A 13916-nucleotide genomic window follows, 5' to 3' on the forward strand; every position below is an offset into this window, starting at 1 on the left:
GATTGACACTGCCGCTTCCGCTGCGTGAGACTGCCCGTCAACAAGACCAGGGCGCAAGGGGAACGCGCCGGACACGGCACGGAGAGGCTGGATGTCGAATAGCGAGGATCGCATCCGCGCCCTGCCGCTGTGGAACGGGGCAGTGACGATCGCGCCGCTGAAGGGCGGCATCAGCAACGAAAGCTGGGTGGTGACCGACGCGTCGGGGGCGCATGTCGTGCGCTTCGGCAAGGATTTTCCCTTCCATCACGTCACCCGCGAGCGCGAGGTGATGGTGGCGAAAGCAGCCTTCGAGGCGGGCTTCGCGCCAGAACTGCAATATGCGGCACCCGGCGTGATGGTGACGGAGTTTCTCGGCGCCAGGACCTATGGCGCCGGCGATGTCCGGGCCAATGCGACAGGCATCGCCCGCATGGTCAGGCGCTTCCATATCGAGATGCCCAGGCATGTTTCGGGGCCCGGCTTCATGTTCTGGGCCTTCCACGTGATCCGCGACTATGCCCGCACGCTTCAGGCCGGCGGCAGCCGGATGACGGCCGAATTGCCCCGCTATCTCGAACTGGCCGACGCGCTCGAGGAGGCGCAGGCGCCCCTGCCGATCGTCTTCGGCCACAACGACCTGTTGCCGGCCAACTTCCTCGACGACGGCGACAGGCTTTGGCTGATCGATTTCGAATATGCCGGATTTTCGACCGGAATGTTCGACCTTGCCGGCATCGCCTCCAATGCAGGGATGACTGAGCAAGAGTCGGACGATCTGCTCACCACCTATTTCGGCGGCCCGCCCGACCAGGAAATCCGCCGCTCGCACGCGGCCATGCAGTGCGCCTCGCTGCTGCGCGAGGCGATGTGGAGCATGGTCTCGGAAATCCACCTCTCCGCTCCGGGCAGCGACTATGTCGCCTACACCGCCGAGAACCTCGGAAAGCTCGATGCGGCGCTCGAAACCTATCGCACATTGTACGGAAAACTCTGACCATGGCCCTCCCCCCACATGCACAGATCGTCGTCATCGGCGGTGGCATCATCGGCTGCTCGACCGCCTATCACCTGGCGCGCGACCACAAGGCCGACGTGATTCTGCTCGAACAGGGCAAGCTGACCTCAGGGTCGACCTGGCATGCGGCGGGACTGGTGGGGCAGTTGCGCTCGTCGGCCTCGATCACCCGCGTGCTCAAATATTCGGTCGAACTCTACAAGGGGCTGGAGGCAGAGACCGGGCTTGCCACCGGCTGGAAGATGACGGGCTGCCTGCGGCTCGCCACCAACCAGGACCGCTGGACCGAATACAAGCGGCTGGCGACGACGGCCAAAAGCTTCGGCATGGACATGCAGCTGGTATCGCCGGAAGAGGTCAAGCGCATGTGGCCGCTGATGGAGACCTCGGATCTCGTCGGCGCTTCGTGGCTGCCGACCGACGGCCAGGCGAGCCCCTCCGACATCACCCAGTCGCTGGCCAAGGGCGCGCGCATGCATGGCGCCAAGCTGTTCGAGAACGTGCGCGTGACCGGCTTCGAGATGAAGGACGGCCGTATCCTCAAGGTTATGACCGACCAAGGCGACATCGCCTGCGACAAGGTGGTGAACTGCGCCGGGCAATGGGCACGGCAGGTGGGTGCGATGGCCGGCATCAACGTGCCGCTGCAGCCGGTCAAGCACCAGTACATCATCACCGAGAAGCTGCCCGGGCTCGCCACCGATGCGCCAACCATCCGCGACCCTGACCGGCGTACTTATTTCAAGGAAGAGGTCGGCGGGCTTGTCATGGGCGGCTACGAGCCCAACCCGATAGCCTGGACCACAGGCGACGTGCCCAACGACTGGGAATTCCGGCTGTTCGACGACGACTACGACCATTTTGAGCAGCACATGGTGCAGGCGATAGAGCGTGTGCCCGGACTGGCTGATGTCGGCGTCAAGCAGATGATCAACGGCCCGGAGAGCTTCACGCCCGACGGCAACTTCATCCTGGGGGCGGCGCCCGAGTGCCAGAATATGTTCGTCGGTGCCGGCTTCAACGCCTTCGGCATCGCCTCTGGCGGCGGTGCCGGCTGGGTGCTGGCGCAATGGGTCGTCGACGGCGAAGCGCCGCTCGACCTGTGGGTGGTCGACATCCGGCGCTTCTCGGGCCTGCACCGCGATCGTCAATGGGTGTCCGACCGCACGCTCGAGGCCTATGGCAAGCACTACACGATCGGCTTTCCGCACGAGGAATATGACAGCGGCCGGCCCTACATCGTCTCGCCGCTCTATGAGCGGCTGAAGAAGTATGGCGCCGTCTTCGGTTCCAAGCTCGGCTGGGAGCGGCCCAACTGGTTCGCGCCCAAGGGCATGGAGGCGAAGGACGTCTACGCCATGGGCCGCCAGAACTGGTTCGAGCCGGTGGGCGCCGAGCACGCCCATGTGCGCGAGGCGGTCGGCGTCTTCGACCAGTCGTCCTTCGCCAAATACGAAATGACGGGCAAGGACGCGCAGCAGGCGCTCGACTTCATCTGCGCCAATGACGTGTCGAAGCCTGCGGGGCGGCTGACCTATACGCAGTTGCTCAACACGCGGGGCGGCATCGAGGCCGACCTGACCGTGGCGCGGCTGGCAGAAGACAAGTTCTACATCATTACCGGCACCGGCTTCCGCACCCACGACCTGGCCTGGATCAGCGACCACATTCCGGAGGGGCTGGACGCGAGGCTGGTCGATGTCACCGAGCAGTTCGGCACGCTGTCGCTGATGGGGCCGAATGCGCGGAAAGTGCTCGAAGCCGTCACCGATGCCGACGTCTGCAACGCTGCCTTCCCCTTCGGCCATATCAAGGAGATCGCCATCGCCGGTGCCACCATCAGGGCGCTGCGCGTGACCTATGTCGGCGAACTCGGCTGGGAACTGCATGTGCCGATCGAGGCTACAGGCGAGGTGTTCGACGCGCTGATGGCGGCGGGCGCTGCACACGGCATCCGCCCGATCGGCTACCGCGCGCTGGAATCGCTGCGGCTGGAAAAGGGCTACCGCGCCTGGGGCTCGGACATCACCCCCAACGACACGCCATTCGAGGCGGGACTTGGCTGGGCGGTGAAGCTGAAGAAGAACATCGACTTCCTCGGCCGCAAGGCGCTGGAGAAGCTCGGCAACGCGCCGCTGACCAAGCGGCTCGCCTGCTTCACCGTGGATGACAAGGAGGTAGTGCTTGTCGGGCGCGAGACGATCCTGCGCGACGGCCAGCCGGTCGGCTACCTCACCAGCGGCGGCTATGGCTACACAGTGGGCAAGAACATCGGCTTCGGTTACGTCCGCGACGCCGGAGGCGTCGACGATGCGTTCCTCACCGGCGGCAGCTACGAGCTGGTGGTCGCCATGGAGCGGGTTGCGGCGAAGATCCACCTCGAGCCGCTGTTCGATCCCGCCGCAGCACGTGTGAAGGGGTAGGTGCTCGCCAAAAAGCCATGATCTGCCTTATCAAGGCTCGCAAGGACGGGCACGAGACAAGGACCTGATGATGGCGAAACAGATGGCGCGCGCGGCATTGCGCGCAACGGCGATGGGCGGACTGCTTTTCCTGGCCGCCTGCCAGACCGGTTCGAACATGGCCGGTGACGGTGCCGGCGCGTCGACGACAGGCATAGCCTATCTCCAGACCATCCGCTCCGAGCACGGCCTGCCGCCGCTGCGCCCCGACTCGACGCTGGAGCGCGCAGCACTGCAGCAGGCGGGCTACATGGCGCGCAGCGGCAAGATGGAGCACACCACCGGCTGGGGCAAGGATTTCGCCGCCCGCATGAATGACAACAGCGTTGCAGGTGCTGCAGCCGAAAACATCGCCCATGGCGGCATGGAGCCGGCCAAGCTGTTTTCGATGTGGATGAACTCCGCCGGGCACCGCCGCAACATGCTCGACCCGCGCTTCAGCAAGTTCGGCCTCGCCTATGTGCGCGAGGCCAAGGGCAGCGACAAGCGCTACTGGGCGCTGGTGCTGGGCAAATAACGCTCAGTGCACGCTGGTCGGCACCGTCTCTGGTTCGGCCTTGTCGACCACCTTCTGGCGGTGGAAGATGAACAGGCCGGCAACGACGATGATCGCCGAGCCGATGAGGCCCTGAGCATCGGGGTAATCGCCGAAGAAGGCGATGCCCATGACAATTGCCCACAGAAGCAGCGTGTATTGCAGCGGCGCCAGCAGCGAGGCGGGCGCGAGCTTGAGCGCGCGCGTAATCATCAGGTGCGCCGCGCATGAGACGACGCCGAGCAGCAGCATGGCCGACCAGTCGAGCGCACTTGGCGCGCGCCAGTCGGCGACCGCCAGCACACCGCCGACAATAAGCGCGCCCACCGTCTGCCAGGTAACGAGCGTGGTGTCGTTGGTGGCGCGCAGCTTGCGGCTGAGGATCAGCGTGACGGAGAAGGACAGGCTGCCGACGATGGCGAACAGCGACGGCCAGGACAGCGAGGCTGTCGACGGTCGAAGCGCAATGACCACGCCGCAGAAGCCGAGCACGATGGCGATCCACCGGCGCCAGCCGACCTTTTCGCCAAGGAAGAAGTGCGAAAGGGCGGCGATGTAGATCGGGCCTGCCATGTAGAAGGTCATGACGTCGGCCAGCGGCAAGTAGGCGACGGCGGCATAGAAAAAGCCCGTATCGGCCGTGGCGAGCACGACGCGAAGCACCTGCAGGCCCGGGCGCTCGACCCTTGTCAGAGGGGCTACGCCTTGCTTGGCGATCATCGGGCCGAGGATGATGAAGGCGCCGACCGAGCGGATGAAAAGCACCTGGCCGACGGAGAAGCTGGTGACCAGCCATTTGCCCATGGCATCGTTGAGGGCGAACATGAAGTCGCCCAGCAGCATCAGCAGGACGCCCGCGAGAACGAGGTTCCCCTTGGGCAGGGCTATGGCTTGTCGAAATGTCATGGTGTCAACGTCCGCGGGCAACGGGCCCGGATCGCGCCTATCTAGGCCCGCAACGCCGTCTTTGCGAGAGCTAAGTGCCCTGGACCATGCGTTGCTGCGTCGCAGCGCCAGCGATCACGGGCTGGGCGCGACGACGATCGGGCGATAGACGACGAACGGTCGATCCCAGTCATCGAACTCGCTGCGACGGCGGAACTCGGCGCGACGGTCGAGTTCGATGCGCTGCAGGCATTCGGCGAAGGCGTCATTGCGCTTGGTGAAGCCGTAGGAACGGCACTTTTCCTCGTCACGGGCGCGCTGCTCTTCGGATGAGACGCAGCCGGCAAGAAGAGTGGTGCAGGCCAGCACCAAGGCTATCCTGATCCGCATGACGATCCTCCTTGCATGATCTCAAGAGATTCTAGACTTCCATAGTAGACTTTATCGCCCGCGCAGAAAAGTCTTTCGCAATGCTAGCTCGCTTGCGGCGGCACGACGTGGCGGCGGTTGATGCTCGCCGGACGGCCCTTGATCGAAAGTGACGTATCGCGCTTCGGGCGCTCGGCCACGACCTTGCCCTTGGCGACGACGCACAGCCGCTCGGCGCGCAGGCGCACCGCCTCGATCGGATTGCCGGCGTCGAGCACGACGAGGCTCGCCGTCTTGCCGACCGCGAGGCCGAGATGGTCGAGCCCCATGATCTCGGCATTGACCCTGGTGACCATGTCGAAGCAGCGGCGCATGTCGGCGGGCGACGACATCTGGGCGACATGCAGGCCCATGAAGGCGACATCGAGCATGTCGGCGGTGCCGAGCGAATACCACGGGTCGAGCACGCAATCCTGGCCCCAGCCGACGCGGATGCCGGCCTTGAGCATCTCGGGGACGCGGGTCATGCCACGGCGCTTGGGATAGGTGTCGTGGCGGCCCTGCAGCATGATGTTGATCAGCGGATTGGGGATCGCGGACACGCCGGCTTCAGCGATGAGCGGCAACAGCTTCGAGACGTAGTAATTGTTCATCGAGTGCATCGACGTCAGATGCGAACCGGCCACCCTGCCCTGCAGGCCGAGGCGTTGGGCCTCGTAGGCGAGTTGCTCGATGTGGCGCGACAGCGGGTCGTCGGTCTCGTCGCAATGCAGGTCGACCATCAGCCCACGCGCCGCCGCGATCTCGCAGAGTTCGGTCACCGAACGCGTGCCGTCGGCCATGGTGCGCTCGAAATGGGGTATGCCGCCGACGACATCGACACCCATGTCGAGGGCGCGGATGGTGTTTTCCCGGGCTGTCGGGGAGCGATAGAGCCCGTCCTGCGGGAAGGCGACGAGCTGGAGATCGATATAGGGTGCGATCTCCTTCTTGACTTCGAGCAGGGCCTCGACGGCGAGCAGCCGGTCGTCGCAGGTGTCGACATGGGTGCGGATGGCGAGCAGGCCCATCGACACGGCCCAGTCGCAGTAAGCGAGCGCGCGCTCCTTGACCGCCTCATGCGTGAGCAGCGGCTTGAGTTCGCCCCACAGCGAAATGCCTTCGAGCAGCGTGCCCGACGCATTGATGCGCGGCAGGCCGTAGGACAGCGTCGCGTCCATATGGAAATGCGGATCGACGAAGGGCTGCGACACGAGGTTGCCGGAGGCATCGACGACACGGCCGGCGGCGGCGTCGATGCGCGGTTCGATCGCGGCGATGCGGTCGCCCTTGATGCCGATGTCGGCAACGGTTCCATCGGGCAGCGTGCCGCCCTTGACGATCAGGTCGAAGCTCATCTTTCGCCTTTCTGGTACGGGATCATCAGCGCCTTGGGATAGGTAGCGCGGCGCGCCACCAGGATCAGGGCCAGGATGGACAGCGCATAGGGCATCATCAGGAACACCTGGTAGGGCACGATGCCGCCCGACATCTGCTGCAGGCGAACCTGGTAGGCGTCGAACGCGGCAAACAGGATGGCGCCGATCAGCGCCTTGCCCGGCCGCCACGAGCCGAACACCACCAGCGCAATGCAGATCCAACCGCGGCCGTTGATCATCTCGAAGAAGAACGAGTTGAAGGCCGACATGGTGAGGAAGGCGCCACCGACCGCCATCAGCGCGCTGCCGACCATGACGGCGCCGATGCGGATGCCAGTGACCGAAATGCCCTGCGCCTCGACGGCCGACGGGTTCTCGCCGGCGGCCCGGACGGCAAGGCCGACGGGCGTGCGGTAGAGCACCCAGGCGACGACTGCGACGGTGAGGAAGGCAAGATAGGTCAGCGGCGTCTGCGAAAACAGCGCTTCGCCAAGCACCGGGATCTTCGACAGGCCGGGGATCGGCAGCGGCTGGAATGGCTCGATCTTGGGCGGCGAGGTCACCTCGGGCAGCGCCAGGCGATAGATGAAATAGGTCAGGCTGGTGGCAAGCAGCGTGATGCCGATGCCGACGACATGCTGCGACAGGCCGAGCGGCACGGTCAGCGTCGCATGCAACAGGCCGAACATCGCGCCGGCAAGGGCAGCCACGAGCACCCCCGTCCACAGGTCGCCGCCGGCATAGACGGTGAACCAGCCGGCAAAGGCGCCAGCAGTCATGATGCCCTCGATGCCGAGGTTGAGCACGCCGGCGCGCTCGCAGATCAGTTCGCCCATGGTGGCGAAGATCAGCGGCGAGGCGATGCGGATGGCAGCGACCCAGAAGGAGGCGGTGAAGAGGATTTCAAACGCGTCCATCAGAGGGCTCTCCGCCTCGATACTGCCTGCATCAACCGATGTGGGCGCCTTACGTTGCCCCCCTCTGGCCTGCCGGCCATCTCCCCCTCAAGGGGGGAGATCAAGCTGTGACCAGCGCCTCGCCCAATCATCGGCGGCAGAAAGGTTTCGCCATGTCTGCCAAAGCGCATTGCGACGCGGCAGGAATTGGTGCGGCGTCGACGCGACTGATCTCCCCCCTTGAGGGGGAGATGGCCGGCAGGCCAGAGGGGGGCGCGAAGGATCACAGCCATCACCTCCACCTCACCCGGAACCGCGTCAGCAGGATCGCCACCACCATCGTCAGCAGCGAGGTGGCGACCATGACGTCGGCGATGTAGCTCGGCACCTTGGCGACGCGGCTCATGGCGTCGGCGCCGACGAAGATGCCGGCGACGAAGACGGCCGAGGCGATGACGCCGAGCGGGTTCAGCATTGCCAACATGGCGACGACGATGCCCGAATAGCCGTAGCCCGGCGACAGGTCGAGCGTCAGGTTGCCCTTGAGGCCCGACACTTCGGAGAAGCCGGCAAGTGCCGCCAGCCCGCCCGACAGGAGTGCCGTCTTCATCAGCACGCGGTTGACCGGAATGCCGACGAAGCGGGCACCCTCGGGATTGTGGCCGACGGCGCGCATCTCGTAACCGAGCACGGTCTTCTTCATGATGACCCAGACGACAATGGCCGAGACGATGGCGATGACGAAGCCGTAATGCAGCCGCTTGCCCTGGATGATGCGCGGCAACTGCGCCTCGGCGATGACCTTCTGCGACTGCGGCCAGCCAAGGCCCATCGGGTCCTTGAGCACGCCCTCGAGCAGCATCGAGACGAACAGCAGCACGATGAAATTGAGCAGGAGGGTGGTGACGACCTCGTCGACGCCGAAGCGGGTCTTCAGGATCGCCGGACCGAGAAGCAGCAACCCTCCGGCGAGCATCACTGCCAGCATGATGACGGGGATGAGAATGATCGATGGCAGCGGCAGGGCGCCGGTGCCGAGCACCACGGTGACGATGCCGCCGACATAAAGCTGGGCCTCGGCGCCGATGTTCCAGAGCTTGGCGCGGAAGGCAACGGCGACCGCCAGGCCGGTGAAGATCAGCGGCGTCGCGCGCGTCAGCGTCTCTAGCAGGGCGAATTGCGAGCCCGCGGCACCTTTGGCGACGAGGTAGAAGACCGACAGCGGAGAAGCCCCGGCCGCGAGCACCAACAGCGAGGTGATAAGCAGCGTGGCAACAATCGCCGCGATCGGGAACAGCAGGGTGAGCGCCAGCGACGGCGCGGGTTTCGGCTCAAGCCGCATGACGTTGCCTTCCCCCGGCTTGAGATGGCTGCAGGACAGCGCCCCCCTCTGTCCTGCCGGACATCTTCCCCACAAGGGGGGAGATCAGCAGTGGCGACGACAGCACCCTTTCTGCAACTCCGCAGGTTAGCGAAACTGGCGCGGCCGGCCAATCTCCCCCCTTGCGGGGGAGATGTCCGGCAGGACAGAGGGGGGCAACGTCGAGCACGGCCCGACCAAATGTGCACTCGTTGCTCACGCCGCCTGCCCCTCTTCGCCGTGACCTGCCATCAGTTCCCCTAGTTCGCGAATGCTGCGCTCGCCGCGCGCCGACGGGCTCGAAAGCCGCCCCTTGGACATCACGACGATGCGGTCCGACAACGCCAGGATTTCCTCCAGGTCCTCCGAGATCAGCAGGACCGCTGCCCCCCGCTCGCGCGCGGCAAGCAGCATGCGATGGACATAGGCGACCGCGCCGACATCGAGGCCGCGCGTCGGCTGGCTGGCGAGGATGACCGCCGGCTCGGGATCAAGCGCGCGGCCGAGGATGAGCTTCTGCATGTTGCCGCCCGAAAGCAGCCGGATGCGCGCCTCGGGCGACGGGCATTTGACGTCGTAGTCGGCGATGATCTCCTCGGCGAAGCGGCGCGCAGCCTTCCAGTCGAGGAAGCCCATGCGGCTGAAGCGCGGACTGCCGTAGCGCTCGGCGATGACGTTCTCGGTGACGCTCATGTCGCCGATGGTGCCGACGGCATGGCGGTCTTCCGGGATGCGGGCAACGCCATGGCCGAGCGCTGCCTGTGGCGACCAGTCGCCGACCGGTTGGCCGGCAATGGAAATGCCGCCGCCGGTGGGGCGCCTTGTGCCGGCGATGAGAGCGGCAAGGGCCGCCTGGCCGTTGCCGGAAACGCCGGCCAGGCCGATGATCTCGCCGGCGCTCAGGGTCAGCGACACCTCGTCGAGGCCGGCGCCATTGTGGCGGGCGGTGGAGACACGGTCGAGCACCAGCAGCGGCGCGCCAACCTGGACCGGGCTGACCTCCGCCGGCTTGACCTCCTGGCCGACCATCAGGGCCGCCAGTGCCTTGCGATCGGTCGCCTTGGTTTCGCGTTCGCCGGCGAGCCGGCCGGAGCGCAGCACCAGCACGCGGTCGCTGACGGCCATGACCTCATGCAGCTTGTGGGAAATGAAGATGATCGACAGGCCCTTGGCGACAAGCAACTTCAGCGTATGGAACAGCGCATCGGTCTCGGCTGGGGTCAGCACCGCCGTCGGCTCGTCGAGGATCAGGATGCGGGCCTCGCGGTAGAGCGCCTTCAGGATCTCGACACGCTGGCGCTCGCCAACGGAAAGGGTCGAGACGGTTGCAGTGGGGTCGACCGCCAGGCCGAAATCGGTGGAGAGCTGTCCGATGCGGTTGCGCGCGGCGGCCCGGTCGAGGCGCGGACGCCACAGGCTCTGGGTGCCGAGGGCGATGTTTTCCAGCACCGTCATGTTGTCGGCCAGGGTGAAATGCTGGTGCACCATGCCGATGCCGGCATCGAGTGCTGCGCGCGGATCGCCCGACGGCAACGGCTTGCCGAAGGCCTCGACCGTGCCCTCGTCGGCGACGTAGTGGCCGAAGAGGATGTTCATCAGCGTCGTCTTGCCGGCACCGTTCTCGCCGAGCAGCGCGATCACTTCGCCACGCTTCAGCTCGAAGGAAATGGCGTCGTTGGCGACGAGCGGGCCGAACCGCTTGGTGATGCCGGAGAGGCTAAGGACGGCTTCTGAGGTGTTGGGCGACATTCGCGATCCGGGCGGGGCGATTGGGCGACCCCTTCTCCCCCTGTAGGAGAAGGTGGCCGAGCGGAGCGAGGTCGGATGAGGGGTGTTCCAACTTGGAATACCCCTCACCATTGCCAACCTTGCCGCTGCGGGGTAATCCGACCTCTCCCGCAAGGGGAGAGGTGGAAAGCGCTAGGTCGACTTGGGCTCGGCGTCGTTGATCTCGACGGTGAACGAGCCGTCCTTGATCGCCTTTTCCTTCTCGGCGACCTTGGCCTTGATCTCGTCGGGCACCTTGCCCTCGAAGGTGCCGAGCGGAGCCAGCGACGAGCCGCCGTTCTTCATGAAGGAATAGACGCCGTAGTCGTCGGCCTTGAAGGTGCCGGCCTTCACTTCCGCAATCGCCTTGTCGAGCGTCGGCTCAAAGTGCCACAGCGCAGAGGCGACGACGGTTTCGGGATAGTCGGCCTGGGTATCGATGACGTTGCCGATGGCCAGCACCTTCTTTTCCTTGGCGGCATCAGAGACGCCGAAACGCTCGGCGTAGAGCAGGTCGGCGCCGCCGTCGATCTGGGCGAAGGCGGTTTCCTTGGCCTTGGGCGGATCGAACCACGAGCCGATGAAAGCGACCTGGAACTTGGTGTCGGGGGCCACTTCCTTCACGCCGGCCATGAAGGCGTTCATCAGGCGGTTGACCTCGGGGATCGGGTAGCCGCCGACCATGCCTATATTCTTCGACTTGGTCATCGCGCCGGCAACGAGGCCGGAGAGGTAGGACGCGTCCTGGATGTAGTTGTCGAAGACCGAGAAGTTCGGCACGGCGGCGTCGGGCTTGAAGCTGGAGCCCATCAGGAAGGCGACGTCGGGATAGTCCTTGGCCACCGCGCGGGCGGCGTCCTCGACGCCGAAAACCTCGCCGAGGATGAGCTTGTGGCCGGCCTCGGCATATTCGCGCATGACACGCTCATAGTCGTTGTTGGCGGTGTTTTCCGAATAGACATATTCGATGTCGCCGCGGTCCTTGGCGGCGTTGGCCGCCTTGTGGATGCGGCTGACCCACTGCTGCTCGACCGGAACCGTGTAGACGGCTGCGACCTTGATCGGGTCGGCCGCGAAAAGCCGCACCGGCAGCCCCACCGCCGCCACGGCGGCGGAGGCACCCGCAGCCTTGATCAGCGTACGCCGAGACAAGCCGAAATCGTTTGAATTTCTTGGCATTCTTTCCACCTCTGGCTGGTTTTGGTCTTCTTTGGCGAAGGCGCGTTTTTTATCGTTTGGTCAACGGTATGCGAAATCCGGAATGCCGGCAATCCGCAGGCAGCCTGCTGTCCACCGTCTCCTTGCGCACTGCCACGGCAGGTCCTTGCATTGGCAGCACATCTCCCGTTTCCCTTCGCCCGCAGGTGCTTTATATAGGCCCGCACGGGGGGCCGCGCCTCAAGGGACCCATTGATTTGTTTGGATTTTTTCGTCCGACGCAGAATCACCGCCTGATCTTTCGATTGCTGCGCGAGTCCTTCCGCCAGCATGCCCTTGGCTACGGTATCGCAATCGTCGCCATGCTCGTGGTGGCCGGCATGACGGCGGCCAGCGCCTGGATCATGCAGGACATCACCAACGAGTTCGTCATCGGCAAGGACATCAACCGCGTCTACATGATCGCGGCGATGGTGGCGGGGATATTCATCCTCAAGGGCGTGGCGACGTTCGTCCAGGCCTTCTTCCTGAGCCGTGTCGGCAACAGCATCATCGCCGACCGCCAGCGCAAGATCTACGATCGCATCCTGGCGCAAGGCATCTCCTTTTACCATTCGATCCCGTCGTCGGACCTGATCACCCGCGTCACCCACAATGCGCAGGCGGCGCGTGCGGTGCTCGACGTCATCGTCACCTCCTTCGTGCGCGACCTGTTTTCGCTGCTCGGCCTGGTTGCGGTGATGGTATACCAGCAGCCGGTTCTGTCGCTGGTCGCCTTCATCGTCGGCCCGATCGCCATCTTCGGCGTCAACCAGATCCTGCGCCGGGTGCGCAAGATCATGGAGGCGGAGTTCATGTCGCTGGCGCAGATCGTGCAGGTGATGCAGGAGACGACGGTCGGTGTGCGCATCGTCAAATCCTTCAATCTCGAATCCCTGATGCGCAGCCGCATGCACCGTGCCGTCTCCGACGTCGAGCAGCGCGCCAACACCATTGCCGCGCTCGAAGCCGGCACCAGCCCGATCATGGAAACGCTGGCCGGCCTCGCCATCGCCGGCGTGGTGCTGGTCAGCGGCTATCTCGTCGTCCAGGGCGGCCAGACCCCGGGCAGCATCATGTCGTTCATCACGGCGCTGCTGTTGGCCTACGAGCCGGCCAAGCGGCTGGCGCGGTTCCGCGTTTCGCTCGAGGCCGGCCTGGTCGGCGTGCGCATGATGTTCGAACTTACCGACCGGCCGCTGACGATTACCGAAAAGCCTGGTGCCGAGGCACTGTTGCCCGGCCCCGGCAGGATCGAACTCAAGTATCTCAGCTTCTCTTATGCCGACGGCGAGCCGGTGCTGCGCGATCTCGACCTAGTCTTCCCCCCTGGCAAGATGACCGCGCTCGTCGGCCCCTCGGGCAGCGGCAAGTCGACGATCATGAACCTGATCATGCGCATGTACGATCCCGACAGCGGCCAAGTGCTGTTCGACGGGCAGGACATTTCGCATACGACGCTGCATTCGGTGCGCGACCGCATCGCCTATGTCAGCCAGGATACCTTCCTGTTTACCGGCACGATCATGCACAACATCCGGCTCGGCCGCGAAGGCGCCAGCGACGAAGAGGTGATCGCAGCCGCCAAGGCCGCCAACGCGCACGACTTCATCACGGCGCTGAAGAACGGCTATGCGACGCAGGTCGGCGAGAACGGCGCCCTGCTTTCGGGTGGCCAGAAGCAGCGGCTGTCGATCGCGCGCGCCATCCTGCGCGATGCCAACGTGCTTTTGCTGGACGAAGCCACCAGTGCGCTCGACGCCGAATCCGAGGCGCTGTTCCGCGAGGCACTGGAAAAGCTGTCGGCGGGCCGCACGACGATTGCGATCGCACACCGGCTGTCGACCGTTCACCAGGCCGACAACATCGTGGTGATGCAGGACGGCAAGGTTACCGAACAGGGCCGCCATGCCGATCTTCTGGAAGCTGGCGGGCTCTATCGCCGGCTCTACGAATTCCAGCTGATGCGCTGATCGCCGTGAGCCTGAAAGCCGCGCCTTGGCACACCCGAGGCGCGGCTTTTTGCTTGT

General features: G+C 65.1%; 11 protein-coding genes. 4 read left to right on the top strand and 7 right to left on the bottom strand.

The features are described from left to right. The first annotated feature begins 91 nt into the window (after nucleotides 1-91). The 3 genes from CO731_RS25880 to CO731_RS25890 all read left to right on the top strand — a co-directional run bounded on the left by CO731_RS25880 (nucleotide 92) and on the right by CO731_RS25890 (nucleotide 3976). Nucleotides 92-976 (top strand): choline/ethanolamine kinase family protein, encoded by an 885-nt coding sequence (locus tag CO731_RS25880; protein WP_108609462.1) that lies wholly within the window; start codon nucleotides 92-94, stop codon nucleotides 974-976. A gap of 2 nt (nucleotides 977-978) precedes the next feature. Continuing rightward, nucleotides 979-3420, top strand: a complete 2442-nt coding sequence (locus tag CO731_RS25885; protein ID WP_108609463.1) for an FAD-dependent oxidoreductase — start codon at nucleotides 979-981, stop codon at nucleotides 3418-3420. Nucleotides 3421-3490: 70 nt separating this feature from the next. Next, nucleotides 3491-3976, top strand: a complete 486-nt coding sequence (locus CO731_RS25890; protein ID WP_245439534.1) for a CAP domain-containing protein — start codon at nucleotides 3491-3493, stop codon at nucleotides 3974-3976. Nucleotides 3977-3979: 3 nt separating this feature from the next. Here CO731_RS25890 and CO731_RS25895 read toward each other — a convergent pair whose 3' ends face one another. The 7 genes from CO731_RS25895 to CO731_RS25935 all read right to left on the bottom strand — a co-directional run bounded on the left by CO731_RS25895 (nucleotide 3980) and on the right by CO731_RS25935 (nucleotide 11868). Continuing rightward, nucleotides 3980-4900 carry a DMT family transporter gene (locus CO731_RS25895; protein ID WP_108609464.1) on the bottom strand — a complete coding sequence of 307 codons (921 nt, stop codon included), beginning with the start codon at nucleotides 4898-4900 and terminating at the stop codon, nucleotides 3980-3982. Between the two features lie 114 nt (nucleotides 4901-5014). Continuing rightward, nucleotides 5015-5275, bottom strand: a complete 261-nt coding sequence (locus tag CO731_RS25900; protein ID WP_199914656.1) for a hypothetical protein — start codon at nucleotides 5273-5275, stop codon at nucleotides 5015-5017. Between the two features lie 77 nt (nucleotides 5276-5352). Continuing rightward, nucleotides 5353-6645 carry an amidohydrolase family protein gene (locus tag CO731_RS25905; RefSeq protein ID WP_108609466.1) on the bottom strand — a complete coding sequence of 431 codons (1293 nt, stop codon included), beginning with the start codon at nucleotides 6643-6645 and terminating at the stop codon, nucleotides 5353-5355. Beyond that, the gene (locus CO731_RS25910; protein ID WP_108609467.1) at nucleotides 6642-7583 is read right to left on the bottom strand and encodes an ABC transporter permease; all 942 of its coding nucleotides are present in this window, start codon (nucleotides 7581-7583) and stop codon (nucleotides 6642-6644) included. The genes CO731_RS25905 and CO731_RS25910 overlap by 4 nt, the downstream gene beginning before the upstream one ends. A 271-nt stretch (nucleotides 7584-7854) precedes the next feature. After that, nucleotides 7855-8904: an ABC transporter permease gene (locus CO731_RS25920; RefSeq protein WP_108609468.1), complete on the bottom strand. Its 1050-nt coding sequence runs from the start codon at nucleotides 8902-8904 to the stop codon at nucleotides 7855-7857. Nucleotides 8905-9138: 234 nt separating this feature from the next. Then, nucleotides 9139-10671 carry an ABC transporter ATP-binding protein gene (locus tag CO731_RS25930; protein ID WP_108609470.1) on the bottom strand — a complete coding sequence of 511 codons (1533 nt, stop codon included), beginning with the start codon at nucleotides 10669-10671 and terminating at the stop codon, nucleotides 9139-9141. Nucleotides 10672-10842: 171 nt separating this feature from the next. Beyond that, nucleotides 10843-11868, bottom strand: coding sequence for a BMP family protein (locus tag CO731_RS25935; RefSeq protein ID WP_108610063.1), 1026 nt, complete (start codon nucleotides 11866-11868; stop codon nucleotides 10843-10845). 236 nt (nucleotides 11869-12104) lie between these two features. On the opposite strand from CO731_RS25935, the gene CO731_RS25940 reads away from it, so the two are divergent. Next, nucleotides 12105-13859, top strand: coding sequence for an ABC transporter ATP-binding protein (locus tag CO731_RS25940; protein WP_108609471.1), 1755 nt, complete (start codon nucleotides 12105-12107; stop codon nucleotides 13857-13859). Nucleotides 13860-13916: the final 57 nt, after the last annotated feature.

It is taken from the genome of Aminobacter sp. MSH1 (assembly GCF_003071665.1).
GTDB lineage: Bacteria > Pseudomonadota > Alphaproteobacteria > Rhizobiales > Rhizobiaceae > Aminobacter > Aminobacter niigataensis.